This window comes from Tunturibacter empetritectus, assembly GCF_040358985.1.
GTDB classification, from domain to species: Bacteria; Acidobacteriota; Terriglobia; order Terriglobales; family Acidobacteriaceae; genus Edaphobacter; species Edaphobacter empetritectus.
On the sequence record NZ_CP132932.1, the window covers coordinates 4,231,738 to 4,253,594 of the forward strand.

Annotated in this window: 15 protein-coding genes; 9 read left to right on the plus strand and 6 right to left on the minus strand. The window is 59.5% G+C overall.

Annotated elements, in window-relative coordinates; all coding sequences use genetic code 11:
- Window positions 1-50: 50 nt before the first annotated feature.
- Window positions 51-413: a hypothetical protein gene (locus RBB75_RS17665; RefSeq protein ID WP_353068821.1), complete on the plus strand. Its 363-nt coding sequence runs from the start codon at window positions 51-53 to the stop codon at window positions 411-413.
- A gap of 196 nt (window positions 414-609) precedes the next feature.
- Here the strand turns inward: RBB75_RS17665 and RBB75_RS17670 are convergent, their stop codons facing one another.
- Complete coding sequence (locus RBB75_RS17670) at window positions 610-2,313, minus strand: S8 family peptidase (protein ID WP_353068822.1); 1,704 nt, start codon at window positions 2,311-2,313, stop codon at window positions 610-612.
- Window positions 2,314-2,529: 216 nt separating this feature from the next.
- On the opposite strand from RBB75_RS17670, the gene RBB75_RS17675 reads away from it, so the two are divergent.
- The 4 genes from RBB75_RS17675 to RBB75_RS17690 all read left to right on the plus strand — a co-directional run bounded on the left by RBB75_RS17675 (window position 2,530) and on the right by RBB75_RS17690 (window position 11,122).
- Entirely contained in the window at window positions 2,530-4,839 is a 2,310-nt protein-coding gene (locus RBB75_RS17675; protein ID WP_257030916.1) for a sodium-translocating pyrophosphatase, read from the plus strand.
- Window positions 4,840-5,015: 176 nt separating this feature from the next.
- Window positions 5,016-7,217, plus strand: coding sequence for an alpha-ketoacid dehydrogenase subunit alpha/beta (locus tag RBB75_RS17680; protein WP_353068823.1), 2,202 nt, complete (start codon window positions 5,016-5,018; stop codon window positions 7,215-7,217).
- Between the two features lie 207 nt (window positions 7,218-7,424).
- Entirely contained in the window at window positions 7,425-9,671 is a 2,247-nt protein-coding gene (locus RBB75_RS17685; RefSeq protein ID WP_353068824.1) for a DUF1800 domain-containing protein, read from the plus strand.
- A 128-nt stretch (window positions 9,672-9,799) separates the two neighbouring features.
- Window positions 9,800-11,122 carry a DUF1501 domain-containing protein gene (locus tag RBB75_RS17690; RefSeq protein ID WP_353068825.1) on the plus strand — a complete coding sequence of 441 codons (1,323 nt, stop codon included), beginning with the start codon at window positions 9,800-9,802 and terminating at the stop codon, window positions 11,120-11,122.
- 286 nt (window positions 11,123-11,408) lie between these two features.
- On the opposite strand, the gene RBB75_RS17695 is transcribed toward RBB75_RS17690, so the two are convergent.
- Complete coding sequence (locus RBB75_RS17695) at window positions 11,409-11,807, minus strand: DoxX family protein (protein WP_353068826.1); 399 nt, start codon at window positions 11,805-11,807, stop codon at window positions 11,409-11,411.
- 54 nt (window positions 11,808-11,861) lie between these two features.
- A complete protein-coding gene (locus RBB75_RS17700; RefSeq protein ID WP_353068827.1) occupies window positions 11,862-12,836 on the minus strand; it encodes an alpha/beta hydrolase in 975 nt (324 codons plus the stop codon).
- Window positions 12,837-12,934: 98 nt separating this feature from the next.
- Here RBB75_RS17700 and RBB75_RS17705 point away from each other — a divergent pair, with 98 nt between their 5' ends.
- The 3 genes from RBB75_RS17705 to carB all read left to right on the plus strand — a co-directional run bounded on the left by RBB75_RS17705 (window position 12,935) and on the right by carB (window position 18,190).
- Complete coding sequence (locus RBB75_RS17705; RefSeq protein ID WP_353068828.1) at window positions 12,935-13,246, plus strand: Rieske (2Fe-2S) protein; 312 nt, start codon at window positions 12,935-12,937, stop codon at window positions 13,244-13,246.
- A gap of 417 nt (window positions 13,247-13,663) precedes the next feature.
- A complete protein-coding gene (gene carA, locus RBB75_RS17710) occupies window positions 13,664-14,803 on the plus strand; it encodes a glutamine-hydrolyzing carbamoyl-phosphate synthase small subunit (protein WP_179637975.1) in 1,140 nt (379 codons plus the stop codon).
- Between the two features lie 72 nt (window positions 14,804-14,875).
- Window positions 14,876-18,190: a carbamoyl-phosphate synthase large subunit gene (gene carB, locus RBB75_RS17715; protein ID WP_179637976.1), complete on the plus strand. Its 3,315-nt coding sequence runs from the start codon at window positions 14,876-14,878 to the stop codon at window positions 18,188-18,190.
- A gap of 29 nt (window positions 18,191-18,219) precedes the next feature.
- Here the strand turns inward: carB and RBB75_RS17720 are convergent, their stop codons facing one another.
- Window positions 18,220-18,705: a hypothetical protein gene (locus RBB75_RS17720; RefSeq protein ID WP_179637977.1), complete on the minus strand. Its 486-nt coding sequence runs from the start codon at window positions 18,703-18,705 to the stop codon at window positions 18,220-18,222.
- Between the two features lie 122 nt (window positions 18,706-18,827).
- Between RBB75_RS17720 and RBB75_RS17725 the strand changes: the two genes are divergently transcribed.
- Window positions 18,828-19,886 (plus strand): dihydrodipicolinate synthase family protein, encoded by a 1,059-nt coding sequence (locus RBB75_RS17725; protein ID WP_179637978.1) that lies wholly within the window; start codon window positions 18,828-18,830, stop codon window positions 19,884-19,886.
- A 2-nt stretch (window positions 19,887-19,888) separates the two neighbouring features.
- On the opposite strand, the gene RBB75_RS17730 is transcribed toward RBB75_RS17725, so the two are convergent.
- Together RBB75_RS17730 and RBB75_RS17735 are read right to left on the minus strand one after the other, a co-directional pair.
- Window positions 19,889-20,890, minus strand: coding sequence for a tetratricopeptide repeat protein (locus tag RBB75_RS17730; RefSeq protein WP_353068829.1), 1,002 nt, complete (start codon window positions 20,888-20,890; stop codon window positions 19,889-19,891).
- Between the two features lie 147 nt (window positions 20,891-21,037).
- Window positions 21,038-21,802 carry an OmpA family protein gene (locus RBB75_RS17735; RefSeq protein ID WP_257030918.1) on the minus strand — a complete coding sequence of 255 codons (765 nt, stop codon included), beginning with the start codon at window positions 21,800-21,802 and terminating at the stop codon, window positions 21,038-21,040.
- Between the last annotated feature and the right edge of the window lie 55 nt (window positions 21,803-21,857).

Consider the following 21,857-nt stretch of genomic DNA (forward strand, 5'->3'; position numbering starts at 1 on the left):
AATTCAGGCAGGGGATGTGGGGTGGCGACGGGACGTGATGGGAGGGTGCTATGCGGATGCTTCGAGTGGCGATGATGGGGGTGGCGTTGATGATGGGCGTGTCGGGACGGGTGAGCGGGGGAGAGCCGAAGCAGTTTACACCGCCGCCACAGCGCTTCCCGGGACAGGGGCATCAGCCGGACGATATGAGTCCGAATATGGATTCGCGTCGTGCGGAGCAGCAGGAGGAGGTTAGGAGCACGGAGCGGCAGAAGCGGTTGGTGGCGGATACGGATAAACTGCTGGCGCTGGCGACGGATCTAAAGCAGCAGGTGGATAAGACGAATAAGAATATTCTGTCGGTTGATGTGATCAAGAAGGCGGATGAGATTGAGAAGCTGGCCCATAGCGTGAAGGAGCGGATGAAGGGCTAGTCCTGCCGGACGGGCCCACTGCGCGTGGGGCGGGCGTTCACACGCCTTTTTAAAGCTTCGCGTGGTCCTCCCGTTGGTCGGAAGAGAAGTCGATTCTGACCAACGGGAGGACCGATGCCGCAAGCCTCGCCCAAATAAGGTACACACGCCACGAAGTGGCCGCGCTCCGCGCAGGAGGCCCGTCCGGCAGGACAGTTTATTGTGGGGTAGGTAGGGAGAGAGCTGCTGCAGCGTTGACCTGGGGGATAGAGAAGCCGGGGACGGTGACGGCTGAGTTTCGCATGGCGGTGACTACGGTTGCGGCGCTCCAGTCCGGGTGGGCTGCGCGGACAAGAGCGGCGACTCCGGCGACGAGGGGCGCTGAGGCGCTGGTGCCCATGGCCTGAACGTAAGCGGTGTGGCCTAGGTTGAAGCAGCCGTAGCTGTGGGCGGAGTCGGCGGGGAGGCCGTCGGTTGTGTTGGGGAGGCCGGAGCTGCAGGCACCCAGGATCCAACCGCTGACGCCGGTATCGGGGCCGTCGGGATAGCTGCCACCCGGTGCTGCGAGGGCGTTGAGGGGAGCTCCATAGTTGCTGTAGTAGGCGAGCGAGACGGGGCCGGGGGTGCAGGTGGCGCCGGGGGTGGTGTTCTGCGCGCAGGCCGGGTTGGTGGAGGCGGCGATGGCGAGGACGCTGCGAGACTGTGCGGGGAGTTCGACGTAGCGAAGGTTGGAGAGGTCGAGGCCGTCGTTGCCGGCGGAGGAGACGAGGACAATGTTGGCCTGGGCGGCGGCATAGGTGATCTGGTTGAAGGCGGCGAGGAGGCCGGCTCCGTCTCCAGTAGTTAGGTCGGCGACCGCGCCGACGGAGAGGGAGATGACATCGGCGCGGTTGGTGACGGCGTCTTCGATGCCTTTCATGACCCAACTGAGGAGCCCGCTGGCTTCGCCGGCTTCGCACAGGTCGGCGGGGTTGGTGTCGCCGGTGATGGAGATGGGCATGCGCTGGAGGACTTTGATGTTGAGGATGGTGGCGGCGGGGGCTACGCCGATGATCTTGCCGGTCCCGGGACCGATGGCTCCGGCGGCGAGGGAGGAGGTCCAGGTGCCGTGGCCTTGCTGATCCTGTGGACTGCCGTCGTCGCAGGCGCTGGGATAGGCGCTTTGGTCGACCTCGGTGAGATTGAGGGCGAGGTTTGGGGCGATGTCGGGGTGGGTGGCATCGACGCCGCTGTCGAGGATTGCGATGCGGATGCCTTTGCCCATGGTGGTGTCCCAGGGGCCGTGCGCGGGTGCGCCGGGGGTGTTGTTTCCGTAGCCGCCGATCTGCTGGACAGCCCATCCCTGGGGGGTGGAGGTGTAATAGGTGTCGTAAGTGTCATGGGCTGGGGGCGGCGGTGGCGGAGTAGAGGGGGGCGGCGTTGGGTTGGAGGGCGGTGCTGTGGTGATGGGGCCGTGGGTGGGAAGGCGGCCTATGGTTGAGGTTGACGGGAGAGATTGTGCTCCGTTGTTGTCGTTCGAGGTAGGTGCGATGGGCTTGAGGCGGATGTGCAGAGCGGAGACGATTCGGTCGTGGAGGACGTAACTGACATTGGGTTGAGCTGCGAGGAGGCGGAGGGTGGTGGCGTCGTCCTGTGAGGCGGGAGACTGGACGGCTGCGATGCCGAGGTGCTCGTTGCGCTGGGTGAGGCGGGTGCCGGCGGAGAGGAGGTGGGCCTCGGCGTCGCCGGGGATGGTGGCGTTGCGATAGAGGACGAGGTAGCGATGGGGAGCTATGCTGGTGGTGTCGATCTGGGCTATGGCAGCGGGTGGAAGAAGAGGGAGAAAGAGAGCGGCGAGGCGCGAGATACTTCGGCGGAGGTGACGGGTGCGAGCCTCTGGCGGAGTTGGCTCTGGTGAAGCGATTTTGTGGAAGACGAACACGGAGGCACCTCGTGGTTGTGCTGAGGTATGAATCGGCTGTGCGCGAATTTGCATTAGTGCCAGTCCGGTTGTGTGCTATTACTTTGGTCTGTCGATTGAGTGAAATCTGACTGATCCTGCTCGATTAGCGGATACGTTGACCCTGTTTGATCGCACGTGCTCTAATTGCGCCTTTGTGAAGCGGAGAGAAAGTTTTTGTTCTAAGGAGACCCTTGCATGGTTGGAGTAAGTATTTTGGCGTTGGCCGTTCAGTCGCAGGTTCCTGTGTCCTCTGCGTCTGTGGACGGCGGCGACGGGCGAGTCTATTTGTGGATTGCCCTGACGGTTGGGGTGCTGGCGTTGGTTGCTGCACTGATGCTGGCGCGGGCCGTAATCGCCTCCGATACGGGGACAGTGGAGATGCAGGCGATTTCGAATGCGATTCGTGAAGGGGCAGAGGCGTTTTTGCGGAGGCAGTATAAGACGATCGGGTCGATTGCACTGGTGCTGGCGGTGGTTGTCTTCGTGGGGTACAAGATGTCGCCGCGGACTTCGCCCTATGCGCTGAAGACGGTGGTGAGCTTTCTGGTGGGGGCGGTGTGCTCGGGGCTGGCGGGATTTACGGGAATGTACTGCTCGATTCGGGCGAACATACGGACGGCTTCGGCGGCGCGGACTAGCTTGAATAAAGCGCTGCAGATGGCGTTGCGCGGCGGGGCGGTGACGGGGTTGGTGGTGGTCGCGCTCTCGTTGCTGGGTGTCGGGGTGCTGTTCCTGTTCTTTGGCGGGTTGGAGCATCCGCAGGCTGTGCCGTATCAGCTGGTGGGGTTTGGGTTCGGGGCTTCACTGGTGGCGCTGTTCGCGCAGCTTGGCGGTGGAATTTATACTAAGGCCGCGGATGTGGGTGCGGACCTGGTGGGGAAGGTAGAGGCGGGGATTCCCGAGGACGATCCGCGGAATCCAGCGGTGATTGCGGACTTGGTGGGCGATAACGTTGGTGACTGCGCGGGTCGTGGTGCGGATATATTTGAATCGACTGCGGCGGAGAATGTGGGCGCGATGATTCTGGGCGCGGCGCTTTATCCGGTGTTTGGCGTGAAGGGGATTCTGTTTCCGCTTATTGTGCTTGCGATCAATTTGATTGCGAGCATTGTCGGCGTGTTTGTGGTGAGCACGCGCGAGGATGAGGATCCGATGCACGCGCTGAACAAGGGATTTTATGTGACATCGGCGCTGGCGCTGGCGGGATTTGCCGGTGCGGTTTACACGATGTTGAATGGGCCGCAGGTGCAGCCGTTGTGGCTGCTGGGGTGTGGCGTGGTTGGGTTAGTGACGGCATTTCTCTTTGTGTGGATTACGGAGTACTACACGGAGGCGAAGTTTCGGCCGGTAAGGTCGATCGTTGAGGCTTCGGTGACGGGACCGGCGACGAACATCATCAGCGGGCTGGCCGTGGGAATGGAGACGCCGGCGATGCCGGTGGTGGTGATCTCGGCTGCGTTGTTGCTGAGCTACTACTTTGGCGTGCAGGGGCTGGCTGGAGTTGCGGGTATCAGTGACTATGCGAAGGGGATCTACGGAACGGCGATCGCTACGATGGGGATGCTGAGCTGCGCTGCTTACATTCTGGCGATGGATACGTTTGGTCCGATCACCGATAATGCAGGCGGGATTATCGAGATGTCGGATCAACCGGATTCGATTCGTGAGCGGACGGACAAGCTGGATTCGGCGGGGAATACGACGAAAGCGCTGACCAAGGGGTACGCGGTGGGATCGGCTTCGCTGGCGGCGTTTCTTTTGTTTTCGGCTTACCTGGAAGAGATTAAAGTAATTGTAACTGCTAAGGTGGCAAATGCAGGTGGATATATGCCTGCGGGTTGGAGCTTTACCAATATCAATTTGGCGCAGGTGCCGGTGTTTGTTGGTGCGCTGCTGGGTGCGACGCTGACGTATCTGTTCAGCTCGATGGCCATCAAGGCGGTGGGGCGGACGGCGCAGATGGTGGTGCAGGATGTCCGGAATCAGTTCAAGGAGAATCATGGGATTATGGCCGGTACGTCGAAGCCGGACTATGCGCGGTGCGTGAACATCGTAACCGGTGCGGCGCTGAAGGAGATGGTGTTGCCCGGGGTGTTGGTGGTTGGGCTGCCGGTGGTGGTGGGGTTGATCTTCCGGCACTTGAGTGCAAGTTATCAAGCCAGCTCTGCGTTGTATGCGCCGGGGACGATCTTGCCGGTGCCGGCGATTGGCGGCGTTGCGGTGAATCTGGCTGGTGCGGAGGCTGTGGCTGGGTTGCTGATGGTTGGAACGATCTCTGGCGTGCTGCTGGCGATGTTGATGAACAACGGCGGCGGGGCCTGGGATAACGCAAAGAAGTTTATCGAGACAGGACAGTATGGCGGGAAGAAGTCGGAGGCGCATAAGGCGGCGGTGGTGGGGGATACGGTGGGCGATCCGTTTAAAGACACGGCTGGGCCTAGCTTGCACGTGCTGATTAAGTTGCTGGCTACGATTACGCTGGTGCTTGCGCCTTTGTTTGTTTAGTTGTGAGATGCGTGTTGATGGGTGGGTGGCCTTTGGGCTGCCCATTTTTCTGGGTTTTAGCTGTGGAAAGCGGGAGACGGGGAAGTCAAGTGTAGTGGCTTCCCGGTACAATCTGTGTCGGTAGTGTTCAATGAGCTGCGGACTTTCGATGGCTCTTCGATGTAAAGGATGGGTGTATGGCAAGACAGTCTGGATCGGGTGTGCAGGAGAGCAAGAAGACGGCGGGAGGCGCGGCGGAGAGCTTGCTGACGCGGGAGCAGCTGGTGGAGTTTTATCGGCTGATGTACCTGTCGCGGCGTACCGATGATCGTGAGATTGTTTTGAAGCGGCAGCAGAAGATTTTTTTTCAGATCTCTTGTGCCGGGCACGAGGCGCTGCTGGTTGCGGCGGGGATGGCGCTGAAGCCGGGGTATGACTGGTTCTTTCCTTACTATCGGGATCGCGCGATCTGTCTAACGCTGGGTAATACGGTGGAGGAGCAGCTGCTGCAGGCGGTGGGTGCGGCGGACGATACGGCGAGCGGGGGACGGCAGATGCCTTCGCACTGGTCGAGCAGGAAGTTGAATATTGTTTCGCCGTCCTCGTCGACGGCTACGCAGTGCCTGCATGCGGTTGGGTGTGCGGAGGCCGGGAGATTTTTTACGACGCATCCTGAGGCGGCTAAGAAACCGGACGGCGACTCTCGCGAGAGCGACTATCGGAGCTTCAAGGATGTGACGTTTCATGGCGATGAGGTGGTTTATGTTTCGATTGGTGAGGGGTCGACGAGCCAGGGAGAGTTCTGGGAGTCGTTGAGTACGGCTTCAAATGGGAAGCTGCCGGTGTTGTATGTGGTCGAGGACAATGGGTATGCGATCTCGACTCCGGTGGAGGTGAATACGCCGGGGGGAAATATCTCGAAGCTGGTGGCTAATTTTCCTAACTTTCACTTTGCGGAGATTGATGGGACCGATCCGATTGCGAGTTATAAGGCGATGGTGGAGGCGGTGGCTTACTGCCGTTCGGGGAAGGGACCGGCACTGGTGCATGGGCATGTGATTCGGCCTTACTCGCATTCGTTGAGCGATGATGAGAGGCTTTATCGGTCGGTGGAGGAGCTGGATGCGGATGCTGCGCGGGACCCGATCTCGCGGATGCAGATGTGGCTGCTGCGCGAGGGGATTCTGGATGCCGATGCGATCAACAAGCTGGAGCGACAGGTGGATGAAGAGGTGCAGCGGGCGGCGGATCGCGCGGTGATGGCTACGCTGCCTGCGGTGGCTTCGATTACGAAGCATGTTTACTCGGAGGATCTGAGTTCGCAGGATGCGCGGTTTGCGACCGAGCCGAAGCCGACTGCGGATGCTACGGAGCGCACGATGGCAGACCTGATCAACTGCTGCCTTAAGGACGAGATGCGACGGGATGAACGGGTGGTGGTGTTTGGCGAAGATGTGGCCGATGCGACTCGCGATGGTGCGCTGCGGGCGGGGAAGATCAAGGGCAAGGGTGGTGTGTTCAAGCTGACGGCTGGATTGCAGACGGAGTTTGGCAGTGACCGTTGCTGGAACTCGCCGCTGGCTGAGGCGAATATTACGGGCCGTGCGATTGGGATGGCAGTGCGCGGGATGAAGCCGGTGGTGGAGATTCAGTTCTTCGACTACATCTGGCCGGCGATGCACCAGATGCGGAATGAACTGTCGCTGGTGCGGTGGCGATCGAATGGCGACTTCAGCTGCCCGCTGGTGATGCGGGTGCCGATTGGCGGGTACCTGACGGGTGGATCGATCTATCACTCGCAGTCGGGTGAGAGCATCTTTACACATACGCCGGGGGTGCGGGTGGTGATGCCGTCGAATGCGCTGGATGCGCTGGGGTTGCTGCGGACGGCGATTCGCTGCGATGACCCGGTGTTGTTTCTGGAGCACAAGCGTTTGTATCGCGAGACGTTTGGGCGGGCGGCCTATCCGGGGCCGGACTACTGCATTCCGTTTGGGAAGGCGAAGATTGTGCGGCCGGGGAAGGACCTGACCGTGCTGACGTATGGCGCGGTAGTGCCGCGGGCGCTGCAGGCGGCGCAGAAGCTGCATCGCGATACGGGTGTGGATGTGGAGCTGATCGATCTGCGGAGTTTGACTCCCTATGACTGGGAGGCGATTGCGGAGAGCGTGAGGAAGACCAGCCGCGTGATTGTGGCGCATGAGGATATGTTGAGCTGGGGGTATGGCGCGGAGATCGCGGCGCGGATAGGGGATGAGCTGTTTCATGACCTTGACGCTCCGGTGAGGCGCGTGGCGGCGATGGATACGTTTGTCGCGTATCAGCCGCTGCTGGAGGATGCGATTCTGCCGCAGCCGGAGGATTTGTATCGGGCGATGGCGGAACTGGCGGCGTTCTAAAGCGTCCTGCCGGACGGGCCTCCTACGCGGAGGGCGGTCACTTCGTGACGTGTATACCGGTCTTGGCTGGGGGTGTGCATGGGTCTTCCCGTTGGTCAGACACAAAGATTGCGCAACTGATGCGTTGGTTTGGTGTCTTTGATTGCAGTGTGTAATTCTGCGGTTGGCTGCGCTGCATAATTTTTCGGCGCATGGTTAGGAGTGGCGATGCGATCTGGACAGAGAGCCGGAGTTTTTGTCGGTGGAGTGCGGGTTTTGCTCTCGGGTGTTTTGTGCGTGTTGATGGTGGAGCAGCCAATGGTGGCGGCTGCGGCTACGAAGAGGGCGGTAGAGCCTTCGGTGAAGCAGATTGAGAGTGACCAGAGGGCGCTGCATGCGCTGAACCGATTTACGTTTGGGCCGCGGCCGGGAGATGTGGCGGCGGTGCGAGAGATTGGGGTGAAGGCGTGGTTCGAGCGGCAGCTGAATCCGCAGAGCATCGACGATTCGGCGCTGGAGGTGCGGCTGGCTGCGTTTCCTGCGATGCAGATGGAGCAGACGGAGTTGATGCAGCGCTATCCGAGTCCTGCGGTGTTGCGGCAGATGATTGCAAAGAATGAGCCATTGCCGAGTGATCCCGTAGAGCATGCGATCTACGCGGATCAGATTGCGTTTTACAAGACGGCGAAGGCGAAGAAAGAGGCGGAGCAGGCTGCGGCGGCGAAGAACAGCGGCGGCGAGGATGGAGTGCCGGCGGCGGGTGGTATGGCTAGTGACGGCTCGATGGCTAAGAGTGCGGAGGAGATGAAGGGTACTGCGGCGCTGCCTGGGGATGGAGTTGATCCCGCTACTCCTGCGATGGCCACGCATGAGGAGCAGTTTTATTCGGGGCTGGATGCGGTGCGGGTGATCAACCTGCCGCCGGATGAGAGGATGCAGCGGATTCTGGCGATGCCGCCGGAGGAACTGGTGAGGTTTCGCAAGAGTTTGAGCAATAGTGAGATGGCTGCGGCAGCGGATGGTCTCTCTCCGATGCAGCGGGAGACGCTGACATCGCTGCAGGGATCGCCGAGGATAATTGGCGCGGAGTTGCTGGAGTCGCGGATGCTGCGCGATATCTACAGCGAACGGCAGCTCGAGGCGGTGATGACTGACTTCTGGCTGAACCACTTCAATGTGTATATCAAGAAGAATCAGAATGAGCCGTTTTTGCTGCCTGCTTATGAGCGGGATGTGATTCGGCCGCGTGCGCTGGGGAAGTTTGAAGACCTGCTGGTGGCGACGGCGAAGAGTCCGGCGATGTTGATGTATTTGGATAACTGGCAGAGCATTGGGCCGGATTCGATGGCGGCGAGGAATGGCGGTAAGCTGGCGAAGTTTGCGCAGAACCCGCAGGTGAAGCAGGCTCTGAAGGACCGCGGATTGAATGAGAACTATGCGCGGGAGTTGATGGAGTTGCATACGCTGGGCGTGCAGTGCGAGGTGAGCGCGGATCGTCCGGTGAGCATGTTGGATAAGGCTTGCGGGCGTGGGTATACGCAGCAGGATGTGACCGAGGTGGCGGAGGTGCTGACGGGATGGACGATCGATCAGCCAGCGCGGAGTGGTACGTATCGGTTTGAAGAGCGGCGGCATGAGCCGGGGACGAAGACTGTTCTCGGGAAGAAGATTGGAGAGAAGGGTGAGGCAGAGGGGCTGGAGGTGCTGCATCTGCTGGCGACCAGTCCGGCGACGGCCCGGTTTGTTTCGAGGAAGCTGGCGGTGCGGTTTGTGAGCGATACTCCTCCGCCTGCGTTGGTGGACAGGATGGCGAAGGCGTTTGTTGTGAGCGGGGGTGACATCAAGACGGTGCTGCGGACGATGTTTGATTCGCCGGAGTTCTGGTCGCCGGAGGTACGCCGTGCGAAGGTAAAGACGCCGGAGGAGTTTGTGGTGTCTGCGGTGCGGGCGAGCGGGGCTGAGGTGACGACGGCGATTCCGCTTTATCAGGCGCTGGAGAAGCTGGGTATGCCGCTATATGGGATGCAGACACCGAATGGCTATAGCTGGATGGCGGAGCCGTGGGTGAACTCGGGCGATCTGGTGAACCGGCTGAACTTTGCGGTGTCGTTGAGTAACGATCGGGTTGGGGGAGTGCAGACGGATTGGGCACGGATGCTGGGGGAGCAGGGTTCGGCGCAGGGTTTGGTGGCGACGGGAGATTCGGCTGCGGAGAAGGAGAAGAAGCTGGAGGTCGCGCTGCTTGGGCAGGCGGTGAGCGATCGAACAAGGGAGACGGTGCTGGCACAGTTTCAGGATCAGACGACGCAGCAGCAGGCGGAGAAGAGCTTCGGGATCAGAGCGAATGAACAGGAGCCGATGGCGCAGGTGTTGAACATCTCTTCGCCGAAGCAAAAGGTAAGGCCGCCGCTGGACCGTGAGGCGGCGGGAATGGCTGGATTGCTGCTTGGTTCGCCGGAGTTTCAACGGCGGTAGAGTTGTGGTCTTAGGTGCGGTGTAATGAGTGCACGTGAGTTGGAATTGTTCCGATTTGGCAACTTCTCCGAAGTAAATGCGTTTGTAGATGCAGATGGCGTGATGCGATACGCGGACAGGGGTCTAAGATGGCGAACATGAAGAGTATGGTGGATCAGAGCGACTGGGGTTGCGATCTTCATGGGCGCGATGCGGCGCGGCGGCAGGTGACGCGGCGCGGATTTATGAAGGGCGGCGCGCTGGCGCTGATCGGGACTTCGACGATTCCGGCGTTTTTGTCGCGAAGCGTTCTGGCTGAGGTAACTACGGCGGCGGCGAACAAGAAGAAGCTGGTTGTGCTGTTTCAGCGGGGCGCGGTGGATGGGCTGAATGTGGTGGTTCCTTACAAAGAGAAGAACTACTATGCGATGCGGCCTTCGATTGCGATTGAGGAGAAGGATGTTCTGGATCTGAATGGATCTTTTGGACTGCATCCGGCGATGACGGCGTTCAAGCCGCTCTATGACCAGGGGCATCTGGCGATTGTTCATGCGGCGGGTTCGCCCGATACGACGCGTTCGCACTTTGACGCGCAGGATTATATGGAGTGCGGGACACCCGGCGTAAAGGCTACGACGGACGGGTGGTTGAATCGCGCGTTGCAGACGGAGGTCCTGACGGGGAAGCCTACGGCGTTTCGTGCGGTGGCGCTGGGGACGCAGGTGCCGCGAACGCTGCAGGGGAGGGTGCCGGCGATTGCGGTGAGTAATCTGGCGGATTTTTCGGTGGCTGGGAAGGGACCGCAGACTTCGCCGATCAGTAACGCATTTCAGGCGATGTATGACGAGAGTACGGACGCGGTGCTGCATGGGACTGGGCAGGAGACGTTCGAGGCGGTGAAGATGCTGAAGTCGGCGGACCCGGCGAAGTATCAGCCGGCAGCTGGAGTGGTGTATCCGAATACTCCATTTGCCAACAGCATGAAGCAGGTGGCGCAACTGATGAAGGCGAACCTGGGGGTGGAGGCGGCGTTCTCGGATATGGGCGGCTGGGATACGCACCAGAACCAGGGGAATGTGAATGGGCAGCTGGCGAATCGGCTGAAGGAGTTTTCGGATACGATTGCGGCGTTCTGGAAGGACATGGGGAGCGACGCTGAGAATGTGACGGTGGTGACGATGTCGGAGTTTGGACGGACGGCTCGGCAGAATGGGTCGGGCGGAACCGACCACGGTCATGCGAATGTGATGTTTGTACTGGGTGGCAGGGTGAAGGGCGGCAAAATTTATGGCAAGTGGCCTGGGCTGGCTAACGAACAGCTGAACGAAGGACGGGACCTGACGGTGACAACAGATTTCCGGCGGGTGCTAGGTGAAACAGCTTATAAGACTTTGGGGGCGAAGAATCTTGAGATGGTGTTCCCTGGATCGCGCGTGAGTCCGAGTGAGTTTTTGAACTTCTCTCAGGGGTGATGAAGCCTGACGAGCGCGAATGTCTCTACTGTGTCACTCTTCTGTTTATGGAATGTAAAAATCAGCAAGATACAAAATAGTGGAAAAAGCACGGCAACTTTTCTTTATATTCTGCGTCTTATTGGATGTAACACACGACAGTCGGGCTTGCAGTTCCCACAGTTCCGGCTTCCAATATCCGCAACAAAAGAACTCCCCACCACAATGTAAGGCTCCCAGAGTATCGGGAGCCTTCACTCCTTTTTGGTCGGCACTTTTTTGGTTTTCTGCGCTTGTTGGTTTCGAGTCAGGCGAAGCCTATCTTGCGGTCGAGGGCCATGGCTCCGGCTCCGTAGAAGATCAGCATGATGGCCAGGGCAGCGAGGGCGAGGATGTAGTTGTAGATACCAAAGCCCTGATGGATTCCGACGGTGGCAAAGGCTACCAGCATGTTGGTGGCGACCAGAAAGGCGGCGAAGCGGGTGAGAAGACCCAGGATGAGGAGGATACCGCCAACGAACTCAGTGTAGGCCGAGATGTATCCGAGCCAGTAAGGCAGGTCAAGGGTAGTGACGTAGTGGGCGTAGTGGTGCAGGGCAGAGAGCGGCAGGACCTTGTGGTAGCCGTGGATCGCCATGGAGACACCCAGGATGAGTCGCATGAGGAGCGCACCGGTGGGCTGGAGACTGTTGAGCCATTTAGTCATATAGATCCCTTTTGGAAGAGGGTATCGTGGGGTGTTGTGAAGATGAACTGGATCTTAATGGGTGGGTGCCGGGGAAGGTACGAGTTGCTGGGTTGGCGCGGGTGAAAGATCGTGGGTTAGATATTGATCTAAAAATCGGGTGAGGCTTTGAGTGTAGAGAGAGCTGGAGGGTGAGGGGAGTTCTGGGGTGGGGAGTTCTGGGAACGGTAGTTCTACGGTGAGTTTGGGATCGGCGGCGGTGCGAAAGCTTTGGTTGGGTGAAGTGCTGGGGGAGAGGAGGAGTTTGGGAGTTTTCAGGGTGGAGAGCGGTGCGGCCAGGGGGAACTGCTCGTGAAAGAGGAGGCGGACGGGGAGGAGACGGGCGCGGGGGTCACGCTGGGCTTGTGGGAGGAGGTCGGCGTGGGGGTCGTCGAGAATCAAGGCGGGGATGGTGGTGTGATTTGCGGCTAATTGGGTGGCCAGGGAGGCTCCTACGCCGGTTCCGTAGAGGATGATTTGTTGGGCGGGGATGGCTCGGGAGTTGGTGAGGTACTGCCACGCGGAGTCGGCGTCGTGGGCCATGTTTTGCTGGCTGGGGCGGGTGGTGGCGCTCTGGCCGTAGCCGCGGTAGTCGAAGGCGAAGACGTTGAGGCCGAGGTTGTGGAGGCTGGCGAGGGTGGGGATGGAGTTGGCCAGGGAGCCGTCGGCGCCAGGGAGGAAGAGGATGGTGGAGTGGGCGTAGCGGACGTTAGGGGAGGAGGGGATCCACCAACCGGTGAGCTGCGGGATGGCGGACTCGTCGGGGCCGAAGCGGATGAGTTCGTAGGGGATGCCGGCGATGGAGGTGGGGGCGGCCGAGGTGCGCGTGGGGTGGAGGACGAGCTGCCACTGGCCCTGGTAGAAGAGGAGGCAGAGAGTGAGATAGCCACAGCCGAGGGCCGCGATGATGGTTAGTGCGATGGCTTTGACGAGCCAGAGAGGACTTACGACTTCAGGCTGGGCGGTGGTTGGCGGAGTGCGCTGGCTGGGCTTTGGAGTAGGGCGGGGCATGAGTCGGGCTTCTGTATCGACTTTAGCATTCGGGGTTACGTAGCTGAGTCGTTTTGGTGAGTGCGAGGCTCTAACATGGAGATCGTGGAGGATTTCGAGTGGCGCAGTGGGTAAGGTTGTGTGGGGTGGCGGAGGCTCCGCCGGTGGGACGGGTGATGGAGGCCGAAGTAGAGGGCGTCGCAATTTGCCTGGCGAATGTGAATGGGGAGCTGTCGGCGCTGGATAATGTTTGTCCCCATCGGCAGGGACCGCTGGGGCAGGGCTGGGTTGAGGGGGAGGCGGTGATCTGCCCGTGGCACTCTTGGGCGTTCCATGCGAAGACGGGGTTGGCGGAGTATCCGGCGGATGAGAGGGTGGGGGTGTTTCCGCTGCGGGTGGAGGGGGAGAATGTTCTGGTGGATATTGAGTAGTGATCCGTTTGGGGAATCTTGGGGAATCAAGCTTGGAACACTTCGTAATTTCGGGAATTGATGTTTCCAACCCACAAGATGACAGGCTAAGCTGCATCTTACTGACAGACCATTCGAAGGAGTGGCCGGTAGAGAGGGAGTTCTTATCATGAAGTTGCGTAGTATATTTCTTGCCGTCATCGCTTTCGTCGTTCTGGTGGGGGCCGTAGTTCCAGCAAACGCGCAAGACGATCATCATCAACGCCACCATCGCCATCGGCATCACCATCATCACCAGCGGTAGAGTTTGAACAGATTGTGAAAGGGCTCGGCCATTGTGCCGAGTCTTTTTGCGTGCCAAGGGATTTGCCTGCAGTCAGCGTTTTGCAGCGCTAATGCTGATAGAATCTATTAAATCCACTCCAGACAGGAGAGGCAATGCAGGCAATACTGGCGCTAGAAGATGGGCGCGTGTTTCGGGGTAAGAGTTTTGGCGCGCGGGCGGAATGCTCGGGCGAGGTGGTCTTCAATACATCACTAACCGGCTATCAGGAGATTTTCACCGATCCCTCTTATGCGGGTCAGATCGTGGTTTTGACAAATCCACACATTGGAAACTATGGGACGACGCCGAGCGATGCGGAGTCGAAGAAGCCGTTTATCGAGGGTTTGGTGACGCGCGAGTTTTCACCGATGAGCTCAAACTGGCGTTCGACGCAGGTGGCGGATGAGTATCTGGAACGCTATGGCGTGCCGGTGATCGCGGAGATCGATACACGGGCGGTGGTGCGGCACTTGCGGGCGAATGGTGTGATGCGTGGAGTGATTGCGTCGGGGGAGAATCTCGATGTGGATGCGCTGGTGGCGAAGGCGCGATCGATACGCAAGATGGATGGCACCGACCTGGCGAGCGTCGTGAGTACGAAGGTTGCTTATGAGTGGGATGCGAATGAACCGAAGAATCAGACGGGCGATACGCTGCTGACTGCGGCGCGCGGTGAAGATGCGAAGCAGATGCATGTGGTCGCGTATGACTTCGGGATCAAGGAGAATATTCTTCGGATGCTGACGCGGGAGAACTGCCGGGTGACGGTGGTTCCGGCGAAGACCTCGGCTGCGGATGTGTTGGCGATGGAGCCGGATGGGGTTTTCTTCTCAAATGGGCCGGGTGATCCGGAGCCGTTAGAGTATGCGGTCGAGAATGTGCGAGAGCTGCAGGGCAAAAAGCCGATCTTCGGAATCTGTCTTGGTCATCAGATCTTCGGGCTGGCTCTGGGCGGGAAGACGTACAAGCTGAAGTTTGGGCATCACGGCGGGAATCACCCGATCATGAACCACCAGACGGGCAAGGTAGAGATCACGGCGCAGAATCATAACTTCAACGTGGATCCTGATTCGCTGCCGAACGATGTTGAGAAGACTCATACGAATCTGAACGATCAGACTCTGGCCGGTTTGAGGCACAAGACGGACCCGATGTTCAGCGTGCAGTATCACCCGGAGGCGAGTCCGGGGCCGCATGACTCTCATTATCTCTTCAAGGATTTTCGGAAGATGATGGAAGAGTTCAAAAAATAGAGATTAAATGGCGCGGCTTTGGTCGCGCATTTTTTCGGCACATAGAGATCGGTAAGAGGAAGAAGAAAAGACATGCCACGCAGGAATGACATTGCGAAGATTCTGGTGATCGGCTCGGGGCCGATTGTGATTGGGCAGTCGGCGGAGTTTGATTACTCCGGGACGCAGGCTTGTAAGGCGCTGAAGGCCGAGGGGTATGAGGTGGTGCTGGTGAACTCGAACCCGGCGTCGATCATGACCGATCCTGAGGTGGCGGATCGGACTTACATCGAGCCACTGAATGCCGCTTATCTTGAGGAGATCCTTCGCGTTGAGAAGGAGATGCTTGATCCGGATGGCCTTGGAGGCAAGGGGACGTTTGCAGTATTGCCTACGGTGGGTGGGCAGACGGCGCTGAATCTTGCGGTGGATCTGGCGGATTCTGGTGTGTTGGACAAGCTTGGTATCGAGTTGATCGGCGCGAAGCTGGAGGCGATCAAGAAGGCTGAGGATCGACTGCTGTTCAAGGACGCGATGACGAAGATCGGGCTGGATATGCCGCGGTCTGCGTTGATCAATAACATCCGCGACGGGTTGGAGTTTGCGACGAAGATCGGATTTCCGGTGGTGATTCGGCCTTCGTTTACGCTGGGCGGTTCGGGTGGGGGAATTGCTTACAACCGCGAAGAGTTGATGGAGATTCTTTCGCGCGGGTTGGATCTTTCGCCGGTGCATGAGTGTCTGCTCGAAGAGAGTGTGCTGGGTTGGAAGGAGTATGAGTTGGAGGTGGTGCGGGACCTGAAGGACAACGTCATCATCATCTGCTCGATTGAGAACTTCGATCCGATGGGCGTGCATACGGGCGATTCGATTACGGTAGCACCAGCGCAGACGCTGACCGATCGCGAGTACCAGGTGATGCGGGATGCGGCTATTCGCGTGATTCGCGAGATTGGCGTGGAGACGGGCGGGAGCAATGTGCAGTTCGCGGTGAATCCGCTGAACGGGCGTATGACGGTGATTGAGATGAATCCGCGGGTGTCGCGTTCGTCGGCGCTGGCGAGTAAGGCTACGGGCTTTCCGATTGCGAAGATTGCAGCGCGGCTGGCGGTGGGATATACGCTCGATGAGATTCAGAACGACATCACGAAGGCTACGCCTGCTTGCTTTGAGCCGACCATTGATTATGTTGTGGTGAAGATTCCGAAGTGGCAGTTTGAAAAGTTTCCTGGTGCGGATGAGGTGCTGGGGCCGCAGATGAAGTCGGTTGGCGAGGTGATGGCGATCGGCAGGACCTTCAAGGAAGCGATGATGAAGGCGGTGCGGTCGCTGGAGACGGGCAAGAAGGCGACGGCGGATGATATTGAACCGCGGCGGTTGACGCAGCGTTTGGTGACTCCGCATCCGGAGCGGCTGAACTACATTCGGTATGCGTTTGAGCGCGGGATGACGGTGCGTGAGGTTGCTCGCATGACCTCGATGGACCCTTGGTTCCTGTACCAAATAAAGCAGATTACGGATGAGATCAAGGCGGTTGGCGGTGTGCCGATGGCCGAGGTGACGGCGGAGCAGCTGCGTGCGGCGAAGCGGATGGGGATCTCGGATGAGAGGCTGGCGGCGAGTTGGGGTTTGACTGGTGCGGAGGGCACGTCGGCAGTGCGCGCGTTGCGGAAGAAGTTGAACGTGATGCCGGTGTACAAGATGGTAGATACGTGTGCAGGCGAGTTTGAGAGCTACACGCCTTATCTGTACAGCTGCTACGACGAAGAGGATGAAGCGGCACCGACGAAGAAGAAGAAGATTCTGATCCTGGGGAGTGGGCCGAATCGTATCGGGCAGGGAATTGAGTTTGACTATTGCTGCTGCCATGCTGCGTTTGCGCTGCGTGAGGATGGGTACGAGACCATCATGGTGAACTGCAATCCGGAGACGGTGTCGACCGACTATGACACAAGTGACAGGCTGTACTTCGAGCCGCTGACGCTCGAGGATGTTCTGGGAGTGTACGAGCATGAGGCCTCTTCGGGTGCGGAGATTGGGATGATCGTGCAGTTTGGCGGACAGACGCCTCTGAATCTTTCGCTGCCGCTGAAGAAGGCCGGCGTGCCGATTATTGGGACGTCGCCGGAGTCGATCGACCTGGCGGAGGATCGCAAACGGTTTGGGAAGCTGATTGAGGAGTTGAAGATTCCGCAGCCTGAAGGAGCGATGGCGACAAGCGTGGAAGAGGCTGTTGCCGGCGCGAATCGTGTGGGTTATCCGGTGTTGGTGCGGCCCTCGTATGTGTTGGGCGGACGCGCGATGGTGATCGCTTATGACGATGAGGCAGTTGTGCGGTATATGTCGACTGCGATTGAGTACTCGCAGGAGCGGCCGGTGTTGATCGACCACTTTTTGGAAGATGCCGTGGAGTGTGATGTGGATGCACTGTGCGATGGCGACGATGTCGTGATTGCTGGGATCATGCAACACATCGAAGAGGCGGGGATTCACTCCGGCGACTCTTCCTGCGTGTTACCAGCGGTTGATCTGAATGATGACGTGCTGCGGACGATTCGTGAGTACACACGCAAACTGGCGATGGCGTTGAGTGTGCGTGGACTGGTGAATATTCAGTTCGCGATTCAGCGGGGGATTGTCTTCGTGATCGAGGTAAATCCCCGGGCTTCGCGGACGGTGCCTTATGTTTCGAAGGCGACGGGGATTCCACTGGCGAAGATTGCTTCGCGGATTATGGTGGGGCGGAAGTTGAAGGAGTTGTTGCCGGAGCAGACAACCAGCGGTAAGGATCTGGAGACGGGTTCGCACTACTTTGTGAAGTCGCCGGTGTTTCCGTGGGGCAAATTCCCTGGAGTCGATACAGTGCTTGGTCCGGAGATGAAGTCTACGGGCGAGGTGATGGGGGTCGCGGATAACTTCGGCGAGGCGTTTGCGAAGGCGCAGATCGCCGCGGGGCAGGTGCTTCCGTTGCAGGGGACGGTGTTTCTCAGCGTCAACGACCATGATAAGGAAGGCGCAGTGTCGCTGGCGCGGGATTTTGTGGAGATGGGATTTCATCTGGTGGCTACGCATGGTACGGCGCTTGTGCTGGAACAGGCGGGACTGCAGCCGGAGCGCGTCTACAAGGTTAAGGAGGGGCGGCCGAATGTGGTCGATCTCATCAAGGGAGACCGGATCCATCTGATTGTGAATACACCCCATGGGCAGGATACGTTCTTCGATGAGAAGGCGATTCGACGGGCGGCGGTGATGGCGCGGGTTCCGACGATCACGACGCTGGCAGCGGCACGGGCGGCGGCTGAGGGTATCTCCGCTTTGCAGGAGGGTACGTTGAGTGTGGTTGCGCTCCAGACGCTTCATGCGAACAGAATTGCGGCCGAGGTCAAAGCGGTTGCTGTTGTGGATTAGCTGGCGCCGGAAGGTGGTTTAGTAGGGGGCTAGTAGGGATCCATGGCGAACTTTGCGCCGATGGCGTAGCTGATCATGGAGAGGGGGAGCCAAGTGCCGATGAGGAGGCCGTCCCCGCCCATGAGCCCGCTGCCGTGGTGGAAGGTGAAGAAGGTGCGCCAGAGTTTTTCGACTGCGCCGCAGTTCTCGCAGAGGCCTTTGCCGGTGGGCAGGTCGAGCACCCAGACACAGACGATAGAGAAGATGACGAGGCCGGAGATCCAGGTGTAAGGTGCGATGTCGTTTTGCAGGAGGCGCGTGACGATGGCTCCGCCAAGCATGGGAACGAGGGCGGCCAGGATGGTGGCGAGCAGCTTGGGGTTGGCTGAGTCCGGGTCTGGATGATTGAGAGAGAGGACGACGATGACACTCGCAAGCATGAGGACGGCGATGAGGGTGTGGGTGAGAAACCAAGAGGCTTCGCGGCCGAGGTCGCCTAGAGATTTACCCTGCGGGATGTCTCGTCCGTTGGTCATGGGCACCAAGAGCTAGATTACTGCAATAGGGTTTCGTCGAGACGGCTTGTTTGTTACGTCTTTCGGGGTATGAGATTGCGGGTTCATCGCATGGTTTGGGCATTCGCTTTTAGAATAGAGAGATGCTGCTCGATGGGCTTCAACTACCGCTGACTACACCGTTCTATCCTGACGGACGCCTCAATCTTCATAAGCTGGAACACAATGTGGCACGCTACTCGAAGACGCCGGCCGCGGGGCTGGTTGCGCTGAGCGAGGTGGGAGAGCCGACTCTGCTGAGTGAAGAGGAGACGCGGCACGTGTTGCGGAGTGTGTCGGCTGCAGCTGCGCCAGAGAAGGTGCTGATCGCTGGAGTGTCTCGCGATAGCGTGGCGGGGACGCTGGAGCTGGTGGAGTCGGCTGCGGAGTTTGGCTATGATGCGGTGCTGGTGAGGCGGCCTTCGATGCTCCGAGGTAACGGGGAGCGGAGGAAGGAGCTGCTGGCTTACTTTCAAGCGGTAAGTGACCGGTCAGCGCTGCCGGTGGTGTTGTCCAGCTCTGCGGCGGAGGATGGAGCTGCGCTGCCTGCCGAGGTTGTAATCGAGCTGGCGGGGCACTCGAAGATTCTTGGAATGGTGGATGGTTCGGGGGACGGTGCTCGGGTGGAATCGATCAAGGCGGGGACTGCGAATTACAAGCGAGATGTGACTGTGACTGCCGTGTTCGCAGCGGTGACCGGGAGGATGCAGAGTCGAAGTGAGGGTGCGGAGGCGAAAGATTTGATCCTAGCCACTGAGTTGATGGATGGGATGCCTGCGGTGGCGACGGCCACGAAGACGGTGACGAAGACGCGAACGAAGGTGGTGGGATTTCAACGGCTGGCTGGCAGCACGGATGGGATGCTGGAAGGTTTGAGCGGTGGCGCGGTTGGCGCGATGCCAGTGTTTGCGGCGGCGGCTCCGCAGGCCTGCTACGAGGTGCTGGCGGCGTGGAAGGATGGCGATGAGGGGTTGGCGCGGGAGAAGCAGGTTCGGCTGCAGGAGGTTGCGGCCAGGATTGAAAGGCAGATGGGAGTTGCGGGTATCAAATTTGGGTGTGACTTGAATGGGTACTTTGGAGGGAGGCCGCGTCTACCTTTGCTGGCGCTTGGCGGGGACGAGCGAGCCGAGATTGAGGCTTTGATGCAGGGGATGCGGAACTAAGGCTAGCGTTTCGGTGTGACGGGGATGCCCATTCCGCTGAGTTTGCTGCGGGCCTGCATGGACTCGGGCGAGTTGGGGAAGCGCTGGATGAGGGTGCGGAGCTCGCGGGTACCGGCTTCGTTCTCCTTGAGGTTGAAGAGGGCGATGCCCTTGTGAAGGTGAGAGGCGGGGACCTTGTTGCTGTCGGGATACTGCTCGAGGACGGCATCATAGGCCTTGATGGCAGCGGGGTAGTGGCCGTCGCGATAGTTGATCTCCGCCTGGTAGTAGAAGGAATTTCCTGAGAGGGGATTGTCGGGGTAGTACTTGACGACGTCGCCGAACTCGGAGGAGGCGAGGGGATATTTGGCGGCCATGTAGTCGCCGAGGGCGGTCTTGTAGAGTTCGTCGGCGGGTGGTACGGCGGGGCCGGGGCTGTCGGTTGCCTGTGGGACGTTTGCTGACGGTTTGACTCTTTTCCCGTTGGGACCGGAGGCAGGGTTGGCCGGGAGGGTGGAGGCCGGGCTGGGCGTTGTGAGCGGAGCTGGGTTTGAGGGCGGCGGGGCCGGGGAGCCAGTCGGCTGGGGCATGCCGGCGCTCATTGATTGCTGCTGGTTTTGAACGTCCTGCATGAGCTTCTGGAGGGTTGCGATGCGGGCCTTGATCTCGTCGACGGAGTCGTTGAGGGACTGAATCTGACCGGAGACCTGGTCGACCTTCCCGCCCTGCGCCTCCTGCTGGGTCTGTAGCTGCTTGCGCATGACGTCGACGTTTGCGCCCATCTTGTTGATGGAGTCGGCACTTTGTTGGATGAGGTCTTTCATGGCGCCCATGCGCTCGTCGTTAGACTGCTGAAGGCGAGCTACGGCGTCCTGCAGCTCCTGGATCTGGGTTTGAAGCTGCACCATGTCCTTGCTGACAGCGAAGGCTGGGGCTGCACAGAATAGGATGGCCGCGAGGAGAGCGGCTAATGGGATTGCCGGGGAGAGGAACTTACGGAGATGGTGCTGCTTTGGTTTGATCATGTCAGAGGCACTCGGCTTTCTGTCTTTTGGTCGGCCCTCCGGGCGGTGGAGTGCACGGGAGCTGAAAGAGTGGGGTCAGGTTAGCAGAAACCCCTGTCCTTGATTCAGGACAGGGGAAGGGTGGTTTGGAATCGGGATGCAATGTGGTTAGCGGTCGAGGGAGAACTGAGCGCGGCGGTTTTGCTGCCAGCAGCTTTCGTTTTCTTCGGTGCAGAACTGCTTTTCTTTTCCGTAACTGATGACGCGGAGGCGGCTGGCCGGCACACCGGAGTTCACCAAAGCGGTGCGTGCGGCGTTGGCGCGGTTCTCGCCTAAGGCGAGGTTGTACTCTGCAGAGCCGCGATCGTCGCAGTATCCCCCAATGACGACCTTAATAGCGGGATGAACTGTGAGGTAAGCGGCTGCCCGGGTTGTCGCTGCAACTGCGTCGGGACGAAGATCGTAGCTGTCGTAGTCGAAGAAGACATCCTGAACGTTCTGGTGGAAGGCTGCTTCGCTGCCCATGTCGGTATCTGCCGGAGGAGCAGCAGGCGCTACGGGGACACGAACGGTTACGCGGACGTTAGCTTCGGTGGTGCCACCGTCACCTTTAGCAGTGAGATGGAAGTTGGTGGAGGTGGATGGGGAGACGGTCTGGGTGCCGTTAGTGGCGACGTCGCCGATGCTATCGATAGAGACCGTGGCGGCGTTCTGGGTGCGCCAGTTGAGGATGACAGATTGACCAAGGTCGATGGCGAGGGGATCGGCGGTGATGGTGGCGGTGGGCGCGGCAGCGGGAGGAGCAGGCGCGGGCCCGAGCGCGTTGGGGTCGATCCCGCTGGCTTTCTTGTGGCAGCCGGTGACGGCGCCTATGGAGATGAGAGTTGCTGCAATCACCAAGGTCTTGCGAATTCCTATTTGCATCGCGTTCATTTGTTGTCTCCTGCCAACGGTAATAGTGCAAAGATCAAGTTTCCTGCGAAGCGTT

What these genes read in the sequence shown, in the direction of transcription:
- RBB75_RS17665 (WP_353068821.1), top strand. Translation starts at nt 51, where the DNA reads ATGCGGATGCTTCGAGTGGCGATGATGGGGGTGGCGTTGATGATGGGC.
- RBB75_RS17675 (WP_257030916.1), top strand. Translation starts at nt 2,530, where the DNA reads ATGGTTGGAGTAAGTATTTTGGCGTTGGCCGTTCAGTCGCAGGTTCCT.
- RBB75_RS17680 (WP_353068823.1), top strand. Translation starts at nt 5,016, where the DNA reads ATGGCAAGACAGTCTGGATCGGGTGTGCAGGAGAGCAAGAAGACGGCG.
- RBB75_RS17685 (WP_353068824.1), top strand. Translation starts at nt 7,425, where the DNA reads ATGCGATCTGGACAGAGAGCCGGAGTTTTTGTCGGTGGAGTGCGGGTT.
- RBB75_RS17690 (WP_353068825.1), top strand. Translation starts at nt 9,800, where the DNA reads ATGGCGAACATGAAGAGTATGGTGGATCAGAGCGACTGGGGTTGCGAT.
- RBB75_RS17695 (WP_353068826.1), bottom strand. Translation starts at nt 11,807, where the DNA reads ATGACTAAATGGCTCAACAGTCTCCAGCCCACCGGTGCGCTCCTCATG.
- RBB75_RS17700 (WP_353068827.1), bottom strand. Translation starts at nt 12,836, where the DNA reads ATGCCCCGCCCTACTCCAAAGCCCAGCCAGCGCACTCCGCCAACCACC.
- carA (WP_179637975.1), top strand. Translation starts at nt 13,664, where the DNA reads ATGCAGGCAATACTGGCGCTAGAAGATGGGCGCGTGTTTCGGGGTAAG.
- carB (WP_179637976.1), top strand. Translation starts at nt 14,876, where the DNA reads ATGCCACGCAGGAATGACATTGCGAAGATTCTGGTGATCGGCTCGGGG.
- RBB75_RS17720 (WP_179637977.1), bottom strand. Translation starts at nt 18,705, where the DNA reads ATGACCAACGGACGAGACATCCCGCAGGGTAAATCTCTAGGCGACCTC.
- RBB75_RS17725 (WP_179637978.1), top strand. Translation starts at nt 18,828, where the DNA reads ATGCTGCTCGATGGGCTTCAACTACCGCTGACTACACCGTTCTATCCT.
- RBB75_RS17730 (WP_353068829.1), bottom strand. Translation starts at nt 20,890, where the DNA reads ATGATCAAACCAAAGCAGCACCATCTCCGTAAGTTCCTCTCCCCGGCA.
- RBB75_RS17735 (WP_257030918.1), bottom strand. Translation starts at nt 21,802, where the DNA reads ATGAACGCGATGCAAATAGGAATTCGCAAGACCTTGGTGATTGCAGCA.